Origin of the sequence: Methylobacterium sp. WL116 (assembly GCF_008039455.1) — a bacterium.
Classification (GTDB): domain Bacteria; phylum Pseudomonadota; class Alphaproteobacteria; order Rhizobiales; family Beijerinckiaceae; genus Methylobacterium.
The window spans coordinates 1-24,423 of record NZ_VRUV01000005.1 but is presented as its reverse complement, the minus strand read 5'-3'; the positions used below and the strand labels follow the sequence as shown (position 1 = coordinate 24,423).

19 protein-coding genes are annotated in these 24,423 nt (G+C 70.9%); 3 read left to right on the top strand and 16 right to left on the bottom strand.

The window, feature by feature from the left end:
- Position 1: 1 nt before the first annotated feature.
- Complete coding sequence (locus tag FV223_RS01440; RefSeq protein ID WP_147725019.1) at positions 2-637, bottom strand: 2,3-bisphosphoglycerate-dependent phosphoglycerate mutase; 636 nt, start codon at positions 635-637, stop codon at positions 2-4.
- A gap of 121 nt (positions 638-758) precedes the next feature.
- Complete coding sequence (gene dapB / locus FV223_RS01435; RefSeq protein WP_147725017.1) at positions 759-1,556, bottom strand: 4-hydroxy-tetrahydrodipicolinate reductase; 798 nt, start codon at positions 1,554-1,556, stop codon at positions 759-761.
- Between the two features lie 195 nt (positions 1,557-1,751).
- Between dapB and ybaL the strand changes: the two genes are divergently transcribed.
- Positions 1,752-3,605, top strand: a complete 1,854-nt coding sequence (gene ybaL / locus FV223_RS01430) for a YbaL family putative K(+) efflux transporter (RefSeq protein ID WP_147725015.1) — start codon at positions 1,752-1,754, stop codon at positions 3,603-3,605.
- A gap of 17 nt (positions 3,606-3,622) precedes the next feature.
- Here the strand turns inward: ybaL and FV223_RS01425 are convergent, their stop codons facing one another.
- The 4 genes from FV223_RS01425 to FV223_RS01410 all read right to left on the bottom strand — a co-directional run bounded on the left by FV223_RS01425 (position 3,623) and on the right by FV223_RS01410 (position 7,653).
- A complete protein-coding gene (locus FV223_RS01425; RefSeq protein ID WP_246686365.1) occupies positions 3,623-5,038 on the bottom strand; it encodes a UdgX family uracil-DNA binding protein in 1,416 nt (471 codons plus the stop codon).
- Positions 5,039-5,211: 173 nt separating this feature from the next.
- Positions 5,212-6,423, bottom strand: a complete 1,212-nt coding sequence (locus FV223_RS01420; RefSeq protein ID WP_147725011.1) for a putative DNA modification/repair radical SAM protein — start codon at positions 6,421-6,423, stop codon at positions 5,212-5,214.
- Positions 6,424-6,535: 112 nt separating this feature from the next.
- Entirely contained in the window at positions 6,536-6,967 is a 432-nt protein-coding gene (locus FV223_RS01415) for an OsmC family protein (protein WP_147725009.1), read from the bottom strand.
- A gap of 95 nt (positions 6,968-7,062) precedes the next feature.
- Positions 7,063-7,653 (bottom strand): RecX family transcriptional regulator, encoded by a 591-nt coding sequence (locus FV223_RS01410; RefSeq protein ID WP_243984810.1) that lies wholly within the window; start codon positions 7,651-7,653, stop codon positions 7,063-7,065.
- Positions 7,654-7,760: 107 nt separating this feature from the next.
- Here FV223_RS01410 and FV223_RS01405 point away from each other — a divergent pair, with 107 nt between their 5' ends.
- Positions 7,761-9,167, top strand: coding sequence for a TAXI family TRAP transporter solute-binding subunit (locus FV223_RS01405; RefSeq protein WP_147725005.1), 1,407 nt, complete (start codon positions 7,761-7,763; stop codon positions 9,165-9,167).
- A 24-nt stretch (positions 9,168-9,191) separates the two neighbouring features.
- Here FV223_RS01405 and FV223_RS01400 read toward each other — a convergent pair whose 3' ends face one another.
- Together FV223_RS01400 and FV223_RS01395 are read right to left on the bottom strand one after the other, a co-directional pair.
- Positions 9,192-11,900, bottom strand: coding sequence for a PAS domain-containing sensor histidine kinase (locus tag FV223_RS01400; protein ID WP_147725049.1), 2,709 nt, complete (start codon positions 11,898-11,900; stop codon positions 9,192-9,194).
- A gap of 226 nt (positions 11,901-12,126) precedes the next feature.
- Positions 12,127-13,560 (bottom strand): FAD-linked oxidase C-terminal domain-containing protein, encoded by a 1,434-nt coding sequence (locus FV223_RS01395; protein ID WP_147725003.1) that lies wholly within the window; start codon positions 13,558-13,560, stop codon positions 12,127-12,129.
- A gap of 306 nt (positions 13,561-13,866) precedes the next feature.
- Between FV223_RS01395 and FV223_RS01390 the strand changes: the two genes are divergently transcribed.
- Positions 13,867-14,229 (top strand): c-type cytochrome, encoded by a 363-nt coding sequence (locus tag FV223_RS01390; RefSeq protein ID WP_147725000.1) that lies wholly within the window; start codon positions 13,867-13,869, stop codon positions 14,227-14,229.
- A 114-nt stretch (positions 14,230-14,343) separates the two neighbouring features.
- On the opposite strand, the gene FV223_RS01385 is transcribed toward FV223_RS01390, so the two are convergent.
- The 8 genes from FV223_RS01385 to FV223_RS01350 form a co-directional block, all read right to left on the bottom strand.
- Positions 14,344-14,847 (bottom strand): MarR family transcriptional regulator, encoded by a 504-nt coding sequence (locus tag FV223_RS01385; RefSeq protein WP_147724998.1) that lies wholly within the window; start codon positions 14,845-14,847, stop codon positions 14,344-14,346.
- Positions 14,848-15,006: 159 nt separating this feature from the next.
- Positions 15,007-16,149 (bottom strand): dimethylmenaquinone methyltransferase, encoded by a 1,143-nt coding sequence (locus tag FV223_RS01380; RefSeq protein WP_147724996.1) that lies wholly within the window; start codon positions 16,147-16,149, stop codon positions 15,007-15,009.
- Between the two features lie 76 nt (positions 16,150-16,225).
- Positions 16,226-17,380, bottom strand: a complete 1,155-nt coding sequence (locus FV223_RS01375; RefSeq protein ID WP_246686366.1) for an ABC transporter permease — start codon at positions 17,378-17,380, stop codon at positions 16,226-16,228.
- 2 nt (positions 17,381-17,382) lie between these two features.
- Positions 17,383-18,399 carry an ABC transporter permease gene (locus tag FV223_RS01370; protein ID WP_147724992.1) on the bottom strand — a complete coding sequence of 339 codons (1,017 nt, stop codon included), beginning with the start codon at positions 18,397-18,399 and terminating at the stop codon, positions 17,383-17,385.
- Positions 18,396-20,252, bottom strand: coding sequence for an ABC transporter substrate-binding protein (locus tag FV223_RS01365; protein WP_246686360.1), 1,857 nt, complete (start codon positions 20,250-20,252; stop codon positions 18,396-18,398). The genes FV223_RS01370 and FV223_RS01365 overlap by 4 nt, the downstream gene beginning before the upstream one ends.
- Positions 20,253-20,389: 137 nt before the next feature.
- Entirely contained in the window at positions 20,390-21,304 is a 915-nt protein-coding gene (locus tag FV223_RS01360; RefSeq protein ID WP_147724990.1) for a hypothetical protein, read from the bottom strand.
- A complete protein-coding gene (locus FV223_RS01355; protein WP_147724988.1) occupies positions 21,301-23,142 on the bottom strand; it encodes an ABC transporter ATP-binding protein in 1,842 nt (613 codons plus the stop codon). Before FV223_RS01355 ends, FV223_RS01360 begins: the two co-directional genes overlap by 4 nt.
- A partial coding sequence (locus tag FV223_RS01350; RefSeq protein ID WP_281407431.1) for a polysaccharide deacetylase family protein occupies positions 23,139-24,423 on the bottom strand: 1,285 nt, incomplete at its 5' end. The genes FV223_RS01355 and FV223_RS01350, both read right to left, overlap by 4 nt.

Genomic DNA, 24,423 nt, shown 5'->3' with positions numbered 1-24,423 from the left:
GTCACGCGTCGTCGATGTCGCGTTCCAGCACCGTCTTCGAGGCGACGGTGGTGTCGGCCTTGAGGCGGTAGACGAGCGGCACGCCGGTGGCGATCTCCAGGCCGGCGATGGTCGTGGTGTTGAGCCGGTCGAGCACCATCACCAGGGCGCGGAGCGAGTTGCCGTGGGCGGCCACCAGCACCCGATCGCCGGCCATCACGCGGGGCAGGATCGTCTCGATATAGTAGGGCAGCACCCGGGCCGCGGTGTCCTTCAGGCTCTCGCCGCCGGGCGGCGGGATATCGTAGGAGCGGCGCCACTGGTGCACCTGCTCGGCCCCCCAGCGCGCCTTGGCGTCTTCCTTGTTGAGGCCGGACAGGTCGCCGTAATCGCGCTCGTTCAACGCCTCCGAGCGGATCGTCTCGATCTCGGACAGGCCCATCTCGCCGAGCATCAGCTTGCAGGTCCGCTGCGCCCGCCCGAGGTTCGAGGTGAACGCCACGTCGAAGCCGTAGCCCTCGCTCTTCAGCCAGCGCCCGGCCTTGTGCGCCTCGTCGACGCCGCGCTCGGTGAGGTCCGGGTTGCGCCAGCCGGTGAAGAGGTTCTTGAGGTTCCACTCGCTCTGGCCGTGGCGAGCGAGGACGAGCAAGCGGTCCATCGGGGTCCGGTCTTTCTGGGGAGGCGCCCGATCGGGCAGGTCGCTGCGGCTCCTACCAGAGCCGGGCCGAGGCCCCAAGCGCGGGCCGACCACCCGCGCCCGTCCGTGGTCGAGCGTAGCCTTACAGGCCGAGCACGTCTGTCATGCTGTAGAGGCCCGGCGGCTTCGGATGCGCCCAGAGCGCCGCCTTCACCGCTCCGGCCGCGAACAGGCTGCGATCTTCGGCGTGGTGCGAGAGGGTGATGCGCTCGCCGGCGCCGGCGAACATCACCGAATGATCGCCGACGACGCTGCCGCCGCGCAGCGTCGCGAAGCCAATGTCGCCGGCCCGGCGCGCGCCGGTATGGCCGTCCCGGGTCGAGACGCGGACGTCGGCGAGGTCGACGCCGCGGCCTGCCGCGGCGGCCTCCCCGAGCAGCAGGGCGGTGCCGGAGGGCGCGTCCACCTTCATGCGGTGGTGCATCTCGGCGATCTCGATGTCGAATTCCGGCCCCAGGGCGGCGGCGACCCGCTGCACCAGGGCGGCGAGCAGGTTGACCCCGAGCGACATGTTGCCGGAGCGCACGATGCGGGCGTGGTAGGCGGCGGCCCGGAGCTTGGCGAGGTCGTCCTCCGACAGGCCGGTGGTGCCGACCACGTGGACGATGCGGGCCTGCGCCGCGAGCTCGGCGAATTGCACCGTCGCCGCCGGGACGGTGAAATCGAGCACGCCGTCGCAGGCCGCGAACGCCGTCAGCGGGTCGTCGGTGACGGGCACGCCGAGCGGGTGGAGGCCGGCGAGCGTCCCGGCATCGTGGCCGATCGCGTCCGAGCCTTCGCGCTCGATCGCGGCCGAGAGCGTGCAGCCCTCGGCTTCCGCCACCGCGCGGATCAGCATCCGCCCCATGCGCCCGTCGGCGCCCACCACCACCAGCCGCATCGTCTTCGCCGTCCTTCGATCCGAGGATCACGGGTATAGGCTCGGTGCCGGCCTGCCAACCCGATCCTGCCGACCCGAACGTGCCTGTGCGCCGGAACACCCCCGGGTGCCATCGCGTACGGAATTCGATGCGCGATTCCGCTACGGCGTTCAGGAACGCCCATCCCGACGCCGACGCCAGGAGACCATCGCCCCGTGCCGCATGCGACCGAGCTGATCGCCATCATCGCCCTGGGCCTCGTGATCGCCTTCGTGTTCGGCATGCTGGCGCAACGCCTGCGGCTGCCGCCGCTGGTCGGCTACCTCGTAGCCGGCATCGCCATCGGGCCGTTCACGCCGGGCTTCGTCGGCGACCAGAAGCTCGCCGGCCAGCTCGCCGAGATCGGCGTCATCCTGCTGATGTTCGGCGTCGGCCTGCACTTCTCGATCAAGGACCTCATGGCGGTGCGCACGATCGCGCTGCCCGGCGCCGTGGTGCAGATCGCGGTGGCGACCGCGATGGGCGGCGGCCTGGCGCTCGCCTGGGGGTGGGGCCTCGGCGCCGGCTTGGTGTTCGGCCTCGCCCTGTCGGTGGCGAGCACGGTGGTGCTGCTGCGGGCGCTGGAGGAGCGCAACCTGCTCGACAGCGACAAGGGCCGCATCGCGGTCGGCTGGCTCATCGTCGAGGATCTCGCGATGGTCCTCGCCTTGGTGCTGCTGCCGGCGCTGGCGCCCTCGCTCGGCGGGAGCGCTGGTACCGGCGACCATGCCACGGGCAACACCCTCGCGCAGGCGCTCTCCGGCTATCTCGGCGACAGCATCTGGCTCACCCTCGGGCTGACGCTCGCCAAGGTCGGCGTCTTCACCACCCTGATGCTGGTCGCAGGCCGCCGCATGGTGCCGTGGCTGCTCGACCAGGCGGCCCGCACGGGATCGCGCGAGCTGTTCACCCTCGCCGTGCTCGCGCTCGCGCTCGGCATCGCCTTCGGCTCGGCGGAGCTGTTCGGCGTGTCCTTCGCCCTCGGCGCCTTCTTCGCCGGCATGGTGCTCGCCGAGTCCGACCTGAGCCATCAGGCCGCAGCCGATTCCCTGCCGCTGCAGGACGCGTTCGCGGTGCTGTTCTTCGTCTCGGTCGGCATGCTGTTCGACCCCGGCATCCTCGTGCGCGAGCCGCTCTCGGTGCTGGCGGTGCTCGGCGTGATCCTGCTCGGCAAGTCGATCGCCGCGGTGGCGATCGTGCTGGCGTTCAAGCATCCGGTCGGCACCGCGCTCACCATCGCCGCGAGCCTGGCGCAGATCGGCGAGTTCTCCTTCATCCTCGTCGGGCTCGGCCTGTCGCTGAAGCTGCTGCCGGAGGAGGGGCGCGACCTCATCCTCGGCGGGGCGCTGCTGTCGATCACGCTGAACCCGTTGTTCTTCGTGCTCGCCGCGCGGGTGGAGCGCTACCTCGCCGACAGGCCCGACCTCGCGCGCCGATTCGAGCGCCACGGCGCCGATGCGATCGCCGTCGCCGAGCCCGCCAAGCCCCATCGCGGCCACGCGATCATCGTCGGCTACGGCCGGGTCGGCAGCGGGATCGGCAAGGCGCTCGACGCCTGGGACCTGCCCTTCGTCGTGGTCGATCGCGACCGCCGGCGGGTGCTCGACCTGCGCGCCTCGGGCCTGGAGGTGGTGTTCGGCGATGCGCTGGCGCCGGGCATCCTCGCCGCCGCCGACATCGCGCAGGCCCGCCTCCTGGTGATCGCGACGCCGGATTCGCACCATGCGCGCCGGCTGGTCGAGATCGCCCGGGAGGCGAACCCGCGGATCGACACCCTGATCCGCACTCACAGCGACGCCGAGCGCCGCCGGATGGAGGAGGAGAAGGTCGGGCTGGTGCTGATGGCCGAGCGCGAACTCGCCTTCGGCATGACCTTCTATGCCCTGCGCAGCCTCGGCCTGACCGAGGGCGAGGCCCGCCTCTTCGTCGATGCGAGCCGCGCCGACAGCCGCGCCGAGGCGCCGACGGAGGCCGAGATCGACCCATCGCCGGAACTCCGGCCGCACAAGGAGGAGCCGGCGGCGGGGTGAGCGCCGGCCGCGTCGTCCTAGGCCGCCAGCGCGCGCCCCAATTCCGCGACCCGACGCAGGTCGTCGACGAAGGTGGCGTAGGCCTCCTCCTTCGCCTCGTCCGGCAGGCGCAGCAGGTAGGAGGGGTGGACGGTGATGAAGCCCTGGAAGCGGTCGTCGAGGCGCTCGAACCGGAACGGGCCGCGGGCGCGGGTGATCGGGATCTGCTTGCCCGTCAGCGCCAGCACGGCGGTCGCGCCGAGCGCGACGACGAGCTTCGGGGCGACGAAGTCCAGCTCGCGATCGAGCCACCAGCGGTAGTGGCTGACCTCGCCCGCGGTCGGCTTCTGGTGGATGCGGCGCTTGCCCCGCTCCTCGAACTTAAAGTGTTTGACGGCGTTCGTGAGGTAGCTCGCCGCGCGGTCGAGACCCGCTTCCGCCATCGCCCGCGACAGCAGCTGGCCGGCGGGCCCGACGAAGGGGCGGCCCTGCCGGTCCTCCTGGTCGCCCGGCTGCTCGCCGACGAAGGCGATGGTCGAGCCGATGCGGCCCTCGCCGAGCACGGCCTGCGTCGCGCCCGGCACCAGCGGCTCGGAACGCTTGATGATCGCGTTCAGCGCCTCGAGGGTCTTCGGCGCCTGGTCGGACATCGCCGCCACCGCCTTGGCCGGATCGCGCTTGATCGTCATCTGGGGGGCCCTTTCGATCATCTGCGTGGTTCGGGTCGCGGCCGCGCGGACGAGGCCGGGGATGGCGGCGGTCTCCGGCATGTTGTGCCAGTACTTCTTCGGCATCTCCGCCCGCATCGCCTTGAGGTTGGTGCGGGCCGGGTTGAACGTGCTCTCGTAATAGTCCCGCCAGCCGGCCTCGAAGCCATCGCCCTCCGGCAGCTGCGCCTTGTCGCCCGGCGGTCCGAAGGTCAGCGCCGTGCGGTCCCAATGCGCCGAGCCGTCCGGCGTCAGGATCGTCCAGTCCATGGCGCGGAACCGGTCGACGAAGAACGGAGCCGCGGCCTCAAGGATGTGGTTGTCCGGCTCGAACCACGCGACGAAGCGTTCGCCCGTATCGGTTTCGATACGGCGAAAGCGCAGGAACGCGTGCATCTTGTGCAGGTCGCGGCCGATCGCCTTGCGCATCCCGTTGAGGCGGTGGACCAGCGGGTCGCTCGCCACCTCCGGCAGGTGGCGCTCGCCGCGAAGCACGCGCCAGACCAGGGTGTGGAGCAGCGCGTAGCGCTCGGGATCGCGGTGGGGCACCACCATCGGGATCAGCCCGGCCACGGGCTTCGGCAGCGCGACCGGCGGCGCGTCGGGCTCGTCGCTGGCGGACGTGCCGAACAAGCCGGGCGCATCGCCCGCCGACCACGTGACGCGATCGGGCGGAACCCCGTCGGCGACCAGCCGGCGCAGGGTGGCGCGGAAGCCATCGAGATCGGCACCGGGGCGCAGGTGGATCGTGCGATGCGCGCTGTCTGTCCCTCCCCCCTCTGCGGGGGAGGGTGGCCCGCGAAGCGGGTCGGGAGAGGGGAGCGCGCTATCCGGAGAGGTCGCTCCCCTCTCCCGACCCTCGTTGACGCGAGGCCTACCCTCCCCCGCACAGGGGAGAGGGACGAGGTCGCGCGCATCCATCAGAACAGGCTCAGCTGCTGCGCCGGCTCCACCAGACGGCTGCGCAGATCGAGCCGATCGGTGAGCCCGCCCGGCGTGTAGTCGGCCGCGATCAGGAACGGGCGGGCGCGCTTCAGCGCCGAGGACAGCCGCGCCACGTCGTCGAGCCGCAGGCGCGTGTGGCGGCGCGCGCGGATGATCTTGTCGACCGCCCGCGCCCCGAGGCCGGGGACGCGCAGCAGCATCTCGCGGTCCCCGGTGTTCACGTCCACGGGGAAACGATGCCGGTTCTTCAGTGCCCAGGCGAGCTTCGGGTCGATGTCGAGGGAGAACATCCCGTCGTCCGCCGCATCGGCGACGTCGTCGGCGGAGAAGTCGTAGTACCGGATCAGCCAGTCGGCCTGGTACAGCCGATGCTCGCGCTGGAGCGGCGGCGCCTTCAGCGGAAGGATGCCGGAGCCTTCCGGGATCGGGCTGAAGGCCGAGTAGTACACCCGCTTGAGCCCGACGCTGCCGTAGAGATGCGCGCTCTTGCGGATCAGCGCCTCGTCGGTGGTCGCGTCGGCCCCGACGATCACCTGCGTCGACTGCCCGGCCGGCGAGAAGCGCCGGCGCTCGGCCTTGGCCTCGACGATGCGCTCGGCCACCTGCGCCATCGCCCCGAGAATCGTCGCGCCGTCCTTCTCGGGGGCCAGCTTCTGCAGGCTCGCCTCGGTCGGCAGCTCGACGTTGATCGAGAGGCGGTCGGCGTAGAGGCCGGCTTCCTCGATCAGCCACGGGCTCGCCTCGGGAATCGACTTGAGGTGGATGTAGCCGCGGAACCCGTGGTCGCGCCGCAGCGACTTCGCCACCCGCGTCAGCAGCTCCATCGTGTAGTCGGGCGACTTGATGATGCCGGAGGAGAGGAACAACCCTTCGATGTAGTTGCGCTTGTAGAACTCCACCGTCAGCGTCACGACATCTTGCACCGAGAAGCGCGCCCGCTCGACGTTCGAGGAGCGGCGATTGATGCAGTAGGCGCAATCGAACAGGCAGTAGTTCGTCAGCAGAATCTTCAGCAGCGAGATGCAGCGGCCGTCCGGAGTGTAGGCGTGGCAGATCCCCGATCCGGTAGTCGAGCCGAGCTCGTCCTTGCCGGCCTTGCGCTTCGGCGCGCCGGACGAAGAGCACGAGGCGTCGTACTTGGCGGCATCGGCGAGGATGCGCAGTTTCTTGGCGAGCGTTTCATCCATCGAACAAACAATGAACCCGGGGAGCGTGAATACAAGGCGTCGGCCGGCGTTGCCCCCGGGCGGCGATGCCGCACCCCGCCTGCCTTTCGCGGGGCGCGGCTCTGAAGACCGATCAGCCCTGCTTGAGGGTGGCCTTCAGGGTGATCTCGCAGTCCAGAACCTTCGAGATCGGGCAGCCGATCTCGGCGGCATGCGCCAGCGCGTCGAACTTGGCCTGGTCGATGCCCGGGATCGCCGCGGTCAACGTCAGCGCGGACTTCGTCACCTTGAAGCCGGCACCGTCCTTCTCGAGCGTCACGACCGCCTCGGTGGTCATCTCGGTCGCGGCCAGCCCGGCTTCCTGCAGCTGGAACGCCAGCGCCATGGTGAAGCAGCCGGAATGCGCCGCCGCGATCAGCTCCTCCGGATTGGTCCCGGGCTTGTCCTCGAAGCGCGTGTTGAAGCCGTAGGGCTGCTGCGAGAGCACGCCGGACTGAGTCGTGATCGTGCCCTTGCCATCCTTGCCATTGCCTTGCCAGACAGCGTGCGCCTTGCGGTTGATCATCGAAGCTCTCCAGGGTTCGCGGTGGCGCGCACGACCGTGCGCGACGTCACCGTCGATGACCGGCCAAGTGGCGCAGGCTCCGGCGAGTTCCAGGCTCAGGCCCCGTCGGGCACCTCCTCGGCGTCGACGGTGCGGCGCGCGAGATCGTAGCCGAAGCCGGCCCGCGCCAGCGCCGCCAGATCCCGGTCGCGGTGGAGAGCGCGGATGTCCGGGCGGCGGAACGGCCCGAGCCGCCGCCGCTTGGCGTAGGCGAAGGCGGCCTTCTCCTCGATCGCCGCCGAATCCGCCTCGGGCACGGCCTCGCGCTCGGCCTCCATCGCGGTCTCGACCGCATCGCGCGACAGGCCCTTGGCCGACAGCTTGGCCGAAGCGCCGCGGGAAGAGGTGCCGCGCCGGCGCAACGTCGCGAGCCGCGCAGTCGCGAAGCGCGCGTCGTCGACCAGCCCGGCGGAGACCGCCCGCGCCACCGTCGCCTCGATCATCTCGAAGAAGGCGCTCGCCTCTTCGCCGCGGGCCCGGGCGCGCTTCTCGACCCGCCGCCGCAGCGTCCGGCGCAGCATCTCCACCGAGGCGCTGTAGCGCTCGAGGTAGTGCAACGCCGCCCGCTCGAGATAGGCGGCCGTGACGGGCGGCGCGGGCCTTGCAGCGCGGGCCGCACCGGAGTCTGCAACGGTTGCGCGTTTCACGGGTTCTTCACGATCCGGACAGGTTTCGGTTTCATGGATCAGCCATGGAACCCAGGCAACGCGGCAGGATCGGTCATGGTCTCCTCCCCGCAGCATCGGCCATCCTGTTGAGACGCGAGTGGCTCCTCGTGCTGCTCGCTCTCGGGCTCGCCGCCACCGCGGCGGCGGTGGTCTACCTGTCCCGTCCGACCACGCTGACCGTAGCGGTCGGGCCGCAGGACGGCCCCGAGGCCGCGCTGATGGAGGCCTACGCCAACGCCCTGTCCCGCGCCCGCGAGGATGTACGCCTGAAGGTGGTGCGCTACGCCGACGTGCGCGACAGCGCGGCCGCGCTCCAGGCCAACAAGGCCGACCTCGCGGTGGTGCGGCCGGACGTGCTGCTGCCCGAGAACGGCCTGACGCTCGCCATCCTGCACGACGAGGCCCTGATCGTCGCCGCCTCGGAGGCCGGCGAGATCGATGATTTTCCCGACCTTGCACGCCGGCGCCTCGGCATCGTCGTGCGCCACAGCGCCGACATCCCGTTCATCACCAACCTGCTGACCTTCTACGACTTCGTCCCCGCCGCCGCCGACATCCCGGACGGCGAGGAAGCCCCGCCGGGGCAGGTCGTGCTGGTTCCGCTGAAGCCGTCCGAAGTCACCGCCGCGATCGCCGAGAAGCGGGTCGACGCGGTGGCGATCATCGCCAGCCCGACCTCGAAGGCCGCGGGCGCCATGGTCCACGCCGTCGAGATCGGCCTTCCCGACAAGAAGGTCGGCCTCGTCTCGGTGCCGGACGGCGACGCGATCCTGCAGCGCTATCCCGAGCTGCAATCCGTCACGATCCCGGCCGGAACCTTCGGCGGGCGCCCGAAGCGTCCGGCCGAGGAGGTCAAGACCGTCGGCGCCTCGTATCGCCTGATGGCGCGGGGCACCGTGAGCCGGGTCGCCGTCGCCTCCGCGACGCAGCACCTGTTCGAGTGGCGCTCGCGCCTCGCGGCGGCCGCGCCGATCGTCAGGCTGATGAAGGCGCCCGACTTCGACACCACGGTCGCCGCCACCTCGGCGCGCCTGCCCAACCACCCCGGCGCGGTGGACTACTTCGAGCGCGAGCAGCAGACGTTCCTCGACCGCTACGAGGACTACATCTACCTGCTCGCCTTCTTCGGCGGAACGATCGGCTCCGCCGTCGCCTGGCTCGGCCAGCGCCTCGCCCGCAAGCGGCGCGAGCGGGTCGACATCGTGCTCGACCGCCTGCTCGACGTGATGCGCGAGGTCCGCGCCGCGCCGACGATGGCCGAGCTCGACGCCCTGGCGATCGAGGTGGACGATCTCGTCGCCGACGTGGTGCGCTACGCCCGCGAGCGCTCGATCGACGCGCGCACGGTCAGCGCCCTGATCCTGGCGGTGGACGGGGTCCACGCGGCGATCAACGACGGCCGACGTGGGCTTTCCGCCGGGGCCGAGCATCGCCCCGGCGGCCGCACGCGGGCCGCCCGGTCGCTCGCCCTCAACCTCTCGGCCGCCGAATAGGCGAGCCCGGGACGCGGCGTCGCCCTATCCCTCGATGATCTCGCGGATGCGGCTGGCCAGCACCTCGACCGGGAACGGCTTGGTGATCATCTGCATGCCCGGGTCGAGGCCGCCGTTGCCGAAGATCGCGTTCTCGGCATAGCCGGTGATGAAGAGGATCTTCAGCCCGGGCCGCACCAGCCGGGCGCGGTCGGCGAGCTGGCGCCCGTTGAGGCCGGGCAGGCCGACGTCGCTGACCATCAGGTCGATCCGCGCGCGCGATTCCGCGATGCGCAGGCCGGCCGGCCCGTCGGCGGCCTCGAGGGGGTGGTAGCCGAGCTCGCCCAGCACCTCGACGATGAGGTCGCGCACCACCGGGTCGTCCTCGACGACGAGCACCGTCTCGCCGCGCTCGGCGCGCAGGGCCGTGGCGATCCCGGGACCGGTGCCCTCGGCCGCCGCCTCGCCGCGGTAGCGCGGCAGGTAGATCTTGATCGTCGTGCCCGATCCCAGCTCGGAGTAGATCTTGGCGTGCCCCTCCGACTGCTTGGCGAAGCCGTAAATCATCGACAGGCCGAGGCCGGTGCCCTGGCCCAGCGGCTTCGTGGTGAAGAACGGGTCGAAGGCCTTGGCGGCCACGTCCGCGCTCATGCCGGTGCCGGTGTCGGTCACGCAGACGCAGATGTACTGGCCCGGTTCCACCTCCGGATGCAGCCGCGCGTAGGCCCGATCGAGGCGGGTGTTGCAGGTCTCGATCACGAGGCGGCCGCCGTCCGGCATCGCGTCGCGGGCGTTGATCGCGAGGTTGAGCAGCGCGTTCTCGAGCTGGTGCGGGTCGCAGAGCGTGAGCCACAGGCCGCCGGCGGTGACGATCTCCAGGTTGACCTGCTCCGTCAGCGTCCGGCGCAGCATGTCCTCCATGCCGGCGATCAGGCCGTTGGCGTCGGTGGGCTTCGGCTCCAGCGGCTGGCGGCGGGCGAAGGCCAGCAGGCGATGGGTCAACGCGGCGGCGCGGTTGGCCGAGGACAAAGCCGCGGTGGCGTACTTTTCGATCTGCTCGGTCCGGCCCTGCTTGATCCGGGTCTGCATCAGGTCGAGCGAGCCGACGATGCCGGTGAGCAGGTTGTTGAAGTCGTGGGCGATGCCGCCGGTGAGCTGTCCGACCGCCTCCATCTTCTGCGCCTGGCGCAGCAGCTCCTCGACCGCACGCTGCTCGGTGATGTCGCGGCCGACGATGTAGAACAGGTCGCCTTCCGGCACCGCGTTCCAGGAGATGGTGAGGCGTTCGCCGTCCTTCCGGATGACGTGGTCGACGAAGCCGTCGACGGTCTCGCCGCGGGCGAGCTGCGCGACGACCTCGGCGGTCTCGGCATGGTCGGCGGTGTCGATGATCGTCGCGAACGGCTCGCCGAGGAGTTCCTCGCGGCTCCAGCCGAGCACCCGCGTCCAGGCCGGGTTGACCGCCTTGAGGTAGCCGTCGAGCCCGGCCGTGCCCATCAGGTCGGTCGTGGTCTCCCAGAGCCGGTTGCGCTCGCGGGTGCGCGATTCGACCTCCCGCGTCAGCGCGGCCTCGATCCGCGTCCGGTCGGTGATGTCCTGCACGAAGGCGTAGAAGCCGTCGACGGCGCCGTCGCCATCCCGCCGCGGGATGTAGCGGATGTCCGCGACGCGCTCGCGCCCGTCGGGATGCGGCCACTCCATCTCGAAGCGGACATCCTCCCCGCCGAGCGCCGCGGCGAAGGCCGGCTCACGCCGCGCGAAGCCGTCCTCGTCCACGAGGTCGCGGACGGTACGGCCGATCACTTCGGAAAGCGGGCGCGAGAACCACGTCTCGTAGGCGGCGTTCGCGAAGCGGTAGGTCAGCGTCGGATCGATGAAGGCGATCAGGCTCGGGAGCGCGTCGGCCACCAGGCGAAGCTCGCGCGCAGCCGCGCGGACCGCGTCCTCGGCGTCGCGACGCTCGGTGATGTCGAAGGTCACGCCCGGGAACTGAACGGGGCGGCCGTCCGCATCGAGCACGCACTGCCCTTGCGCCGCGACCCAGCGCACGCCGTCCGGCTGGACGAGCCGGTACTCGGCCGCGAAGTCGCCGCCCGTCCGCATCGCCGCCGCGATCCGCTCCTGCACGGCGGGCAGGTCGTCGGGATGGATGCCGCCGAAGAACTCGGCGATCGGCGCGCCGGCAACGGCCCGGTCGGGATCGACGCCGTAGAGGCGGGCGAAGCGGGCATCCGCGGTGACGCGGTCGGCCGCGACGTCCCAGTCCCAGGTGCCGATGCCGTCGCCGGCCGAGAGCGCGAGGTCGAGCCGGCTGCGGCTGTCCTCGCGGTCCTTTTCCGCCAGGATCTGCGCAGTGGTCTCCCGCGTGATGCAGATCATGCCTGCGACCGCGCCGTCGTCGTCGTGGACCGGCGAGTACGAGAAGGTCCACCAGGTCCGCTCGGGCTGCCCGCGGCGGTGCATCGTCAGCGGCAGGTCGCGCACCGACACGCCTTCGCCCGCGAGCGCCCGGGCGCAGAGCGGCCCGATCTCCGGCCACAGGTCCGCCCACAGCTCCGGAAACCGCACGCCGAGCGCACGGGAGACGCGATCGCCCAGCACCTCGCGATAGGCGTCGTTGAAGAAGCTGACGAGGTCCGGCCCCCAGGCCAGGAACATCGGCACCGGGCAGGCGAGCATCGTCGCGAGCGTGGTGCGGAGCCCCACCGGCCATTCCGCCAGCGGGCCGAGCACCGAGCCGGACCAATCCTTCATCAGGATCTCGCGGCCGGTCTCGCCGCCCTCGGCGAGGAAGCGGAACTTCGGGTCCTCGATGCCAATCGTCACCGGGTCGGTCTCGGCACGGTCCGGTCGCGATCCGGACGTCGGCCGAGGCGGCGTTCCTGGCGGGCGGTGGCTGTCGAAACGTCGGTCCGGAACATCGCAGGAGGGATGTCGGCAAGTCCGATGGGTGTCAACGCGGGTCCGGCGGGTCCTGCTCTCAGGCGGCGACCCGCCCTTCGAGCGGGAAAACCTTCGCCGGGTTCATCAGCCAGTGCGGGTCGAAGACGTTGCGCACTCGCATCTGCTGCTCCAGGTCGGCCTGCGTGTACTGAAAGCGCATCAGCTCGCGCTTCTCGATGCCGACGCCGTGCTCGCCGGTCAGGCATCCGCCGACCTCGACGCAGAGCTTGAGGATCTCGTCGCCCGCGGTCTCGGCCTTCTGCAGCTCGCCGGGCTTGTTGATGTCGAACAGGATCAGCGGGTGCAGGTTGCCGTCGCCGGCATGGAACACGTTGGCGACGCGAAGCCCCTGCGCCTTGCAGATCGCGCCGATGCGCTCCAGCACCACGGAGAGCTGCCCGGTCGGGATCGTGCCGTCCATGCAGATGTAGTCGGAGATGCGCCCCGTGGCGCCGAAGGCCGACTTGCGGCCCTTCCAGATCGCGGCGGATTCGGCCTCCGACTTCGAGACCCGGATGCTCGTCGGGCGGAAATCCTGCGCGATCGCCGCGATGCGGGCGAGCATCGCCTCGCACTCGGTGTCCGAGCCCTCGACCTCGATGATCAGCATCGCCTCGGCGTCGCGCGGGTAGCCGGCCTGCGCGAAATCCTCGGTGATCAGGATCGCCTCGCGGTCCATGTACTCGATCGCAACCGGGATGATGCCGGCGGCGATGATCGCCGCGGTGCAGGCGCCGGCATCCTCGACCGACGAGAAGCCGACGAGCGCCGGGCGCGCGCCCTCGGCGGCGCGCAGGATCCGGACGGTCGCCTCGGTGACGATGCCGAGCTGCCCCTCCGAGCCGCAGATCAGCCCGAGCAGGTCGTAGCCGCCGGCATCGAGATGGTCGCCGCCGATCTCGACCACGGTGCCGTCGTTCATCACCAGCGTCACGCCCATCAAGTTGTTGGTGGTGACGCCGTACTTAAGGCAGTGCGCCCCGCCGGAATTCATCGCGATGTTGCCGGCGATGGTGCAGGCAAGCTGGCTCGACGGGTCGGGTGCGTAGAAGAAGCCCTCGTGGCCGACCGCGCCCGAGATCGCCAGGTTGGTGATCCCGCTCTGGACGCGGGCGATGCGGTTCTCGAAATCGAGGGCGAGCACCTGGGTCATCTTCCCCACGCCGAGGATGATCGCATCCTCCTGCGCGATGGCGCCGCCGGCCAGCGACGTGCCGGCGCCGCGCGGCACCACGCGGACGCCGTGGGCGTGGCAATAGGCCATCACCGCGGAGACCTCGGCGGTGGTAGAGGGCAGGACCACCGCCAGCGGCATCTTGCGGTAGGCGGTGAGCCCGTCGGTCTCGAAGGCGCGGCGCTCGTCCTCCGTGGTCACCAGGGCCTCGGGGCCGACCAGCGGCCGCAGGCCGGCGACGATTGCGTCGCGGCGGGCGACGACGCCGACATCGGGCTCGGGGAAGCGGATGGACATGGCGAAACCTCCGGAATTCGTCGATCCGATCGTCACCGCGTCAGGCCCTTCAGCCGCCGCTCAGGAGCGTGGGCCTAGACGGGTTCCGCGGCGGTGCGGGGACCGTTTGGAGATCAGTCTATCGCACTCCCGGCGGGTCCGCACCGTCGGGCGAAGGGGCGACTCGAAGGCGACTGAGAGGCTACTGCAACGTTTGGTCGCACCGGCACATCGGCGTGAACGGCGTTTGCACCTTCGACCTGTTCCAATCGACCAAGCTCTGCCATAAGCCTGACGGCCATAGCCGTCATAATGGAGGAAATCCCGATGCGTCATGTCATCCTCGGCGCCGCCCTTGCCCTGCTCTTGCCGATCGCCGCTCAGGCGGAAGGCGATGCGGCCGCCGGCGAGAAGGCGTTCGCACCCTGCAAGTCCTGCCACAACTTCGAGAAGAACGGCGTCGGCCCGAACCTCAAGGGCATCGTCGGCGAGAAGGCCGGCGAGGGCCGCGACGGCTACGCCTTCTCCGCGGCGCTGAAGAACTCGGGCATCACCTGGGACGAGGCGAATCTCAAGGAGTGGCTGGTCGACCCGAAGAAGAAGGTCCCCGGCACCAAGATGGTCTTCCCGGGCATCAAGGACGAGAAGAAGGTCGAGGACATCATCGCCTACCTCAAGTCCAAGACCTGAGCGATCGACGACCCGGCCATTCAGGTCAGGCCGAGGGCCGTTCCCGCTCACGCGGGGACGGCTTTTTTTCTTTGCGGTCGCCGAGTTTCGCAGGAGTCGACATTGCTGGCCCGATCAGGCGTCGGTGCCGTCGTGCAGGCCGGTGCGGAGGGTGACGAGATGGTCGAGCAGGGCGCGGCGCCCCTCGACGTCGAGGCCGGTCATGCCGCCGGCCTGATCGGGAATGCAGGCCAGCGGCTTGCGCAGGGCCCGGCCGGAATCGGTCAGGAAGATGCTGACCTGGCGCTCGTCCGCACGATCGCGGGCGCGCCGGACCCGGCCCGACGCCTCGAGCCGCTTCAGCAACGGCGTGAGCGTCCCGGAATCGAGGAACAGCCGCGTCCCGATCTCCTTCACCGACAACCCTTCCTCCTCCCACAGGACGAGAAGCACGAGGTATTGCGGGTAGGTGAGGTCGTGCTGGCCCAGCAGCGTGCGATAGGCGCGGCCGAAGGCATGCGCCGCGGCGTAGACGGCGAAGCAAAGCTGGTTGTCGAGGCGCTGCGAGTCCGCGGACGCCTCCGGGACGATTGCGGGCTTCCTCGGCGCTCGCCGCTGCGAGCCTTGCCGAACGGACATGGGCTTTTCGACTCCGGTTGACGACGCTGGTCAAATCCCAGCACGAATTCGGTCAGGCGTAGGCACAGATCTGACGCAGTATCTCGGTCGGGCAATATCTTAGCCAGCACGGAGCGATTGCACAATCTATGCGATCATCCTGCGGCTTTTCGAGACGGACTACCCTTTCCAATCCTTAAGCGCGGCGAAGGGGCTGCCCGAGCGATCCGGCGGCGGCGGATTGAGAATCGGCTCGACCTGGGCGATCGCGTCGGCGAGCGAGAAGGCCGAGCCGGCGGGCAGCTTGCCGCCGGCGGCGTCCTTGTGGCCGCCGCCGCGGAACTTGCGCGCGGCATCCAGGGCGGTCTCGTCGTTCGAGCGGAACGACAGGGAGCCCGTGCGCTGGACGTTGCACACCCGCTTGGCGCCGCCGCGATCCATGATCAGGTCCGAGACGCGCTGGAAGGTGCCCGAATCGAGGCCGAACGAGAGCAGGGTCCCGTCCGAGAGGGGGCGGAACAGCACGTCCGAGCGCGCGAGCACGCGGGCGATCCGCATCCGCGTGGTCAGGTTGCGGTCGTCGTCGGCCTCCCCATCGAGGAGCCGATCGAGGACCTGCCGGCGCAGCGCGGCGACCCGGATCTCGATCTCGGCGGGCGCCAGGCCTTCGTCGATCAGCCCCGAGACCGCGCGGAGCAGCGCCACGACGAAGCGGTCGTGCCAGGGGTGGCCGACCGGCACGAGGTTGCCGACGTTGTCCCAGAACACCTCGTCGAGCATCAGCCCGCCGGCGAAGGTCGGGCGCTCCTTCTTCCACAGGTCGAGGGCGTCCACGGCCTCGACCAGGGCGGTGAGATCCTCGCCGTCGCGCGTCGCGTAGAGGCTGCGGTTGGCGTGCGCCATCCGCGTGGCGCAGCAGGTCTCGTCGATCAGGACGACGACGTCCGGGTCGTCCAGCTCGAAGCGCTTCGGCGAGGCCGCCTCGTCCACCGGCTCGACCCCGTGCTGGCGCAGCTGGTCGATCGACGAGGCGTGATGGTCGAGGACGATCAGGCGGTGGCGGGCATCCTCGCCCCGCTTGCGGTTCATCGCGACGAAGCTCTTGAGGAACTTCACCGCCACCGGCTCGAGCCCGAGATCGGTCATGATCAGCGTCTCGGAGGCTTCCGCCTTCGACAGGCGCTTCAGCTCCTCCTCGACCACCGGGCCGACATCGGAGTAGCGGGGCACGTGAACGATCCGCGCGACGTCGACGTGGTTGCCGACGATCGCCACGGCGCCGTAGCCGTCGAGGTCGTGATGGGTGATCTGGGTGACGGTCACGGGGCGGTCCTCGGGAGCGATCTCGCCGCCTTATGCGGCACGGCGCGGCCCGGGGCGAGCCCTGCCGAGGCGTGCCTCAATGATACGGGTCGGCGGCGTCCCGAAGCCCGTCGCCCAGGAAGTTGAACGCCAGCACCGTCACCAGCACGGGCACCACCGGCAGCAGCAGCCAGGGGTAGAGCTGCACCGCCGAGAGGTTCTGGGCGTCGTTGAGCAGCACGCCCCAGCTCGTCACCGGCGGCCGAAGGCCGAGGCCGAGGAACGACAAGGCGGTCTCGCCCAGGATCATCGTCGGGATCGAGAGCGTCGCCGAGGCGATCAAGTGGCTCATGAAGTTCGGGATCAGGTGCCGGCCGATGACGCGGGCGGGCGAGGCGCCCATCAGCTCCGCCGCCTGCACGAAATCCTCCTCGCGCAGCGCCAGCAGCTTGCCGCGCACGGCGCGCGCGAGGCCCGGCCAATCGAGCAGCCCGAGGATGATGGTGATGCCGAAGAACACCCAGAGCGGGCTCCAGCTCGGCGGCAGCGCCGCCGACAGGGCGAGCCAGAGCGGGAGCTCGGGCAGCGAGCGCACCACCTCGATCAGCCGCTGCACCGCCGCGTCGACGAAGCCGCCGAAGTAGCCGGCGATGCCGCCGAGCAGGAGCCCGAGCGCGAACGAGATCGCGACGCCGACGAGGCCGATCACCAGCGAGACCCGCGCGCCGTAGATCATGCGCGAGAGCAGGTCGCGGCCGAGCCGGTCGGTGCCCAGCAGATAGAGCGTCCCGCCCTCGGACGGGCAGACGAGGTGCCGGTCGCCCCGGCCGAGCCCGAGATGGGTGTAGGCGTCGCCGCGGCAGAAGAAGCGCAGCGGCTGCGGCGTGGCGGTGTCGGTGACGTAGCCGCGGCGGAAGGTCTCCATGTCGAGCTCGGCCCGGTACGGATAGACGAACGGCCCGACGAACCGCTCCTTGTGGAACAGGTGCACCGCTTGCGGCGGCGCGAACAGGTAGTCGCCGTTGCGCCTCGCCTGCTCGTAGGGGGCCAGGAACTCGACGAAGGGCACGGCGGCGTAGAGTGCCAGGAGCACGAGCGCCGAGGCGACGGCGATGCGGTGGCCGAGGAACTTCCGGAAGATCAGCCGCCAAGCCGAGGCGTAGGCCGTGCCGGAATCACGTCCGCCGCCGGCCTCCGGATCGAACGGCGCCGGGTCGACGAAGTGAGGTGCCACGGGTGCCGTCTCGGGCACCATCAGCGTGCCCCCATGCGGATGCGCGGATCGAGCCAGACCAGGACGAGGTCCGAGATCAGCATGCCGACGAGCGTCAGCAACGCGACGAACATCAGGATGAAGCCGGCCATGAACTGGTCCTGGCTCTTTAGCGCGTCGAGCAGCAGCGGGCCGACGGTCGGCAGGCTCAGCACCAGGGAGACGAGCACCGATCCGGAGACGAGGTGCGGCAGCAGGTTGCCGATGTCGGCGACGAACGGGTTCAGCGACATCCGGAACGGATACTTGAGCAGCGCCCGCAGCGGCGGCAGGCCCTTGGCCCGCGCGGTCACGGTGTAGGGCTTCGCGAGCTCGTCGAGCAGGTTCGCCCGCATCCGCCGGATCATCGCCGCCGTGCCGCCGAGCCCGATCACGAGCGTCGGCACCGCGAGGTGGGCCAGCAGCGACTGGACCTTCGGCCAGTCCCAGGGCTTGCCGGTGAAGGATGCGTCGTAGAGGCCGCCGATCGACAGGCCGAACCAGATGTTGGCGTAGAACAGCAGGATCAGCGCCAGCAGGAACCCGGGCACGGCGAGGCCGACATAGCCGAGCACGGTGACGACCGCGTCGCCCGCGGTATGGCGATGCGTCGCCGAGTAGATCGCGATCGGGATCGCGACGAGATGGACGAAGACCAGGGCCGCGAGGTTGACCACCAGCGTCAGCCAGAGCGCATCGCCCACCACCTCGGAAACGGGGCGATCGTACTCGAACGACCAGCCCCAATCGCCCTGCAGCAGCCCGGAGAAGCCCGCCGGGCCGGGCATCAGCCCGATCCAGATCAGGTACTGCTCGTAGACCGGCCGGTCGAGGCCGTATTGCCGGATCAGCAGCTCGGCCTTGGCGACGGACGCCGCCTCGCCCATGGAGCGCAGCTCCATGATCCGGTTCGTCAGGAAGTCGCCCGGCGGCAGCTTGATGATTGCGAAGACGAGGGCGGAGATCACCAGCAGCGTCACCGCCATGGTGAGGACGCGGCGCAGCACGGCGATCGTCATAGCTGGGCCTGGCGTTCGGCCGGGCGGTCCCAGAACATCTCGTCGAGGCGCTGGACGCCGATCATCGCCGTCGGCTCGAAGGCGTACAGCGCCTTGGCCGGCAGGTTGGCGAGATGGCTTGCCGCGACCACCGGCTGCAGCGCGCCCCCGACCGTGCCGATGACCCAGGTGTTCTCGGCGTGGTTCATTAGCATCTCGCGCCAGATCGCCGCCTGCCTGCCCGCGTCGTCGGTGTCGCGCCACTGGCGGTCGAGGTCGATCAGGCGGCGGACGGCCTCGACGTCGCACGCCTCGCCGCTCGCCCCGTGCGTCTCGACGTGGAGGCTCCAGCGCGGCCAGGAATAATGGTCGCTCTGCGCCGGGCTCAGCTCGGTCGGCGGCATGATCGCCGTCGGCACCGCGAGGTCGAGCCCCTGCGCCGCCACCATCACCGTCATCCCGGCCACCGAGCGACGGCGCAGGTTCGTGCGTTCCTGCGGCTTGACCACGAGCTTGATCCCGACCTCGCGCCAGAACTCGCTGATCAGCAGCAGCCCGTCGAGCACCATGGAGACCTCGCCGTCGCTTTCGACGACGAGCTCGAGCAGCCGGCCGTCCGGCATCAGGCGGATGCCGGAGGGGTCGCGCCTGTCGAGGCCGGCGGCGTCGAGCAGTCTTTCGGCCGCCGCCGGTTCGTAGCCCGCATGCAGCGTGCGCATCTCGGGCGCGTAGAGCGGGCTCTCGGGGATCAGCGTGTCGTTGCCCTCGGTGCCGAGGCCGAACAGCAGGGTGTTGTTGAGGGTGCGGCGATCGATGGCGAGCGACAGCGCGTGGCGCCAGCGCACGTCGCGGTTGAGGGCGCGCCAGCCGGGATCGAGGGTCGTCAGGTTCGGGTAGAGCGCGATCTCAGAGCCGCGCGCGAGCGGCCACAGGTTGGTGCGGTAGCCGTGCGCGCGCTCGCCCTCCTTGAGGCTCGGGATGTCGGCCATCGTCAGGCCGCGGAACATCAAGTCGGCCTCGCCGGCATTGGTCTTGGCGACGAGCAGCCCGCTCGAGGCGACGTCCATGACGATGCGGTCGAGATAGGGGAGCTGCGTGCCGGCCGTGTCGATGCGGTGGTAGTAGGGGTTGCGCTCGAACACGAAGCGCGTCGCCGGCGCGCGGGTGCGGGGCCGCCACCCCTGCAGGGTCGGGGCGTCGGGATTGTTCAGCTCGTAGTTGTCGTCCATCCGGTTGTGCAGCGCCGCCCAGCCGCGGAGCTTCTGCGCCTTGGCCGCGGCCTCGGCCTTCTCGCGCCCGACGTATCGCGGATGGACCGGCTTCAGGTAATGCGCCGGGCGGTAGATCAGCGGGTCGCGCGGCGCGGCGAGGGCCGGCAGGAAGCGCGGGTTCGGCCGATCCCAAGTGAAGCGCACGGTGACCGGATCGACGATCTCGACGGTCGGCGGCTTGCCGTCGACCAGCAGGAAATCGGGCGGGCCGCCGGGGCTCAGATCCCTGTCGTTGGCGACGTCTTCCCAGTAGTAGCGGAAATCCTCCGTGGTGAAGGGCTCGCCGTCGGACCAGCGATGGCCCTTGCGCAGGGTGAAGGTGAAGCGCCCGCCCTCGACCGCGACAGCCGCCAGCACGTCGGGCTTCAACACGAGGTCCGCATCGTAGCCGACGAGGCGGGTGTATCCGTAGACCGAGAGGTAGCGCACGTCCCGCGCCTTGGCGATCAGGGTGCGGATCGTCCCGCCGCTGGTGCCGAGCTTGCGCGCGGCGGCGGCGGGATCGACGACGAGCGGGGTTTCGGGCGGCCCTGTCCGAGGGGTATCCGCGCGGGCGAAACGAGGAGCGGCGAAAACCGTCGAGGCAGTCGCGACGCCGATCAACAATGCACGGCGCGAAATCCCGGCATCCGATGTGCGCGCCGCCTCGGCGCGCGTCTCCCTCCCCCCCTTGCGGGAAAGGGTACCTTGCGCAGCAGGGGGGGAGGGGGAGCCCGCGCTTTCGTCGTTCCGAAGCCCGATCAAGCGGCTATTCCTCGCTTCGGCGGATGCACCGCCACGTAGGTCAGCCGGGCCGGCGAGTAGCCGGTGGCGCGGTGCAGGTCGTCGAAGGCGTGCGCGCGGGCGATGCCGGCTGCGGCCTCGCGGGCGAGCGGGTCGTTGGCCGGCTGCTCGAAGCTGCGGCCGTTGCGCTGCCAGCGGATCGGCTCGGCCCTGACGCGCCGAGCCTCGTCGCGCCCAGCCTCGTCACGCAAGGTCTCGATCATCGCGATGGTGGGATGCGCCGGGCCGCCATGGGCATGGATGCGATGGCCGGCGGCGTCGTCGTCGAACAGAAGGCGGGTGAGGCCCAGGCGCCTCGCCTCGATCACCCGCCGCCCCTGCGAGACGTGGTCGTCGAAGAACGCGACCGTCGTCGCCGCATCGAGCTGCGACCAGTCGGCCGTCGACCAGTCGGCGGTGCTGTAATGCGCTCTCGGGTCGCGATAATGCAGGTTCGACAGGTCCGGATCGTGGCAATGGATCGTCGCGTCCGGGCAAGCCTGCCGGATCACCCAGGTGGTGAGCCCGCGGAAGACCCCGGACTCGATGACCGTGGCCGGCGCCAGCGCGCGCATCGCCACGTAGAGCTGGAGCGCGCCGTTGAATCCGCTGCCGCCGCGGCGCTGGCGCACCGGCGCCGTCGGGATCAGCGTCCAGAACCGCCGCACCGCCGCGGGCACGTCGAGGCTGGTCGCGATGCCCGACGCGGCGAGGTCGCGCTGCAGGCTGTCGGCCGCTGAGCCGAGCAACTGGTCGACCTCGCGCGGCGAGGTCGGGCGGTGCGACCAGTCGGGGGCGGCGGGCACGAGGTCGTAGCCGAGCCTGTCGAAGAACGGCGCGAGCACGCGGCGGCGGAGCCGTTCCAGCGTGCGGGAGGGGCGGGGCGTGCTCATGCGGCCCGCCGCGCATCGGCCGCGCCGTGGCGGACGTGGTAGCCCGGCTCGATCTCGACCATATGGCCGGCCTCGTCGGGCGCCAGCCGGTAGGGCTCCGGCCAGCGGCCCGGGTCGGAATGGTCGCCGGTGACCGCCGAGAAATCGAGCGGGTGGTCGAGGCTCGGGTCGGGCACCGCGGCGAGCAGCGCGCGGGTATAGGGATGGACCGGGTTGCGGAACAGGGCGGCCTTCGGGGCCTGCCCCACGATTCGCCCCCGGCACATCACCGCGATGGTATCCGCCATGTAGTCGATCACCGCGAGGTTGTGAGAGACGATGAGGTAGGTCAGGCCGAGCGCGGCCTGCAAGTCCTTCAGCAGGTTCAGGATCTGGGCCTGCACCGAGACGTCGAGCGCCGAGACGGGCTCGTCGAGCACCAGCACCTTCGGATCGAGGGCGAGCGCCCGGGCGATGCCGATGCGCTGGCGCTGGCCGCCGGAGAAGGCGTGCGGATAGCGCCCGAGCGCGCCGGCTTCGAGGCCGACCATCGCCATCAGCGCCTCGGCCCGAGCCCGGCGCTCGCGCCCGCCGATCCCGTGGATCTCCATCGGCTCGGTGAGGATCTGGCGCACGGTCATCCGCGGATCGAGCGAGGCGTAGGGGTCCTGGAACACGAACTGCACGGCGCGGCGGTAGGCGAACAGGTCGGCGCCGGCGAGGGCGTGGACGTCGCGCGGGCCGGTGCCGTCGTCGAACAGCACGCGGCCGGCGTCGGGGGCGAGCGCGCGCATCACCATCTTCGAAACGGTGGTCTTGCCCGATCCGGATTCGCCGACGAGCCCGAGCGTCCTGCCGGGCACGAGGTCGAGCGACACGTCGGAGACCGCCCGCACGACCCGCGGCGGCCCGCCGAACCGCCCCGAGCGCAGGGTGAAGATCTTCGAGACCCCTTCGATGCGCAGGATCGGCCCGTCGATCGCCGCCGGCCTGCGTGCCGGCGGGATCACCGCCCTGGCCGGGCGGATCGGCGTCAAGCGCTCGCCCGGCGCCATGTCGAAGCGCGGCACAGCGTGGAGCAGCGCCTTGAGGTAGGGGTGGCCGGGGTCGCGCATGACCGCGCCGCGCGGGCCGGACTCGACGAGGCGGCCGCGATAGAGCACCGCCACGTCGTGGGCGACGTTGGCGACGACGCCGAGGTCGTGGGTGATCAGCAGGATCGCCATGCCGGTCTCGTCCTGCAGCCGGGTCAGCAGCGCGAGGATCTGGGCTTGGGTCGTCACGTCGAGGGCCGTCGTCGGCTCGTCGGCGACGAGCAGGGCGGGCTTGAGGATCAGCGCCATCGCGATCATCGCCCGCTGGCGCAGGCCACCGGAGAGCTCGAACGGATAGGTGTGCAGCGCCCGCGCCGGATCGGGGAAGCCGACGCGGGCGAAGGCGTCCCTGGCCTGCACGTCGGCCTCGGCCCGGGTGGCGTTGCCGTGGATGCGCAGCGCCTCGCCGACCTGGTCGCCGATGGTGTGGAGCGGCGACAGGCAGGTCATCGGCTCCTGGAAGATCATCGCGATGCCGGCGCCGCGGATCGCGCGCATCGCCGGGCCGTCGGGGGGCAGCGCGGCGATGTCGGTTGCCCCGCGGCCGGTGTCGAACAGGATGCGGCCGGCGCTGATCGTGGCCACCCGGGGCAGGATGCGCAGGATCGCCTGCGCGGTCACCGACTTGCCCGAGCCGGATTCGCCGACGAGCGCCAGGGTCCGCCCGCGCATCACGTCGAGCGACAGGCCGTGCAGGGCGCGGAACGGCGCACCGTGTCCGCCAAAATCGACCTGCAGGTTCTGGATGGACAGGAGCGGGCTCAAGCGATCCTCGCAGGCGCGTCGGCCGGGCAAGTCCACCACGCCGGCACCGCCCCGTCCACCGCCGGGGGCCGGAACAGATGCCGCGGGTCGCAGAGCGTTACCGCCGGATGCCGGAACAGGATCGCGAACAGGGCGCCGAGGAAGTCCCAGATCGCTTCGTCGTGGGCGAGGTGGTGGGTGAGCAGCCCGACCGGCCGATCGTTTCCCTCCGCGATGGTCCGGCACAAGGTGTCGATCAGCCGTGCGGGATCGACGAGCGAGCGCGTGCCGCGCCAGTCGATCGGGTCGATCGCGACGTCGGCCCACATCAGGCCGGGCACCGCCGCTCCGGGCACCGACGACAGCCCGCGATAGCCCAGCGCCGGAAGGGCGGCGGCGATTTCGGGGGCGAGGCGGTTCCACGGCGGCACGAACACCGGCAGGAGCCGGTCCGCCGGAAGCCGCGCGCGGGCGAGGCGCAGGCCTTCCGCGGCGTCCGCGATCGCGAGCGGCAGGGGACGGTCGGCGCCGAACTCCGATGGTTTGCTGCCGGGTGCGGCGTGATCGGTGTGGGCCAGTCCGTGCACGGCGAGGCTGACGCGTGGCGCGTCGGCGAGACGCTCACTGAGGGACATCTCGATGCCTGCCGGGATCGCCGCGACGAGCAGCGGGGACGCGAAGGTGTCCGAGAGGTCGAGCAGGCGGTCCAGGGCGGGCGTCGCGGCGACGGCATCGTCGTCCCGCCACCAGATCGGCACGCGGCGGCCGCGCGCGCCGGACTCGTCGAGGACGGCGCGCAGGCGGTCGAGCGGGGTCTTCTCCGCACGGGCGCTCCGTTTCTTCGCGGCGAGGAGCGTTTCGACGATGGCGACCGTGCGCCGTGCGCCGTCGAGCGCGATGCCGTGATCTGCCGGGATCGGCGCTCCGGCTGCAGACGCGATGGCGTCGAGCAGCGTCGCCGCGGAAAGTGCGTCCTCGGGCACGATCCGGGCCAAGCCGCGGGCGGCGAGGTGCTGGGCACGCAGGCTCTGCTCGGTCTCGGCGCCTGCCGCGAACGGCACCAGCACGGCGGGCGTCCGGGTGGCGAGGAGATCCACCGCGGTGTTGTAGCCGCAGGCGCTCACCGACACCGCAGCCCGCGCCAGAAGCGCGCGATAATTCGGCTGCGCCCGCGTCAGGACGCCGTCGGCCAGCCTCGCGCGCATGGCATCGATCTCGGCCTGCGCGATGCCGTGGCCGGCAAGGATGCGCCAGCCGAGGTCCGGCCTCCGCCGTGCCGCGTCCGCGGCGGCGCGGCAGAGG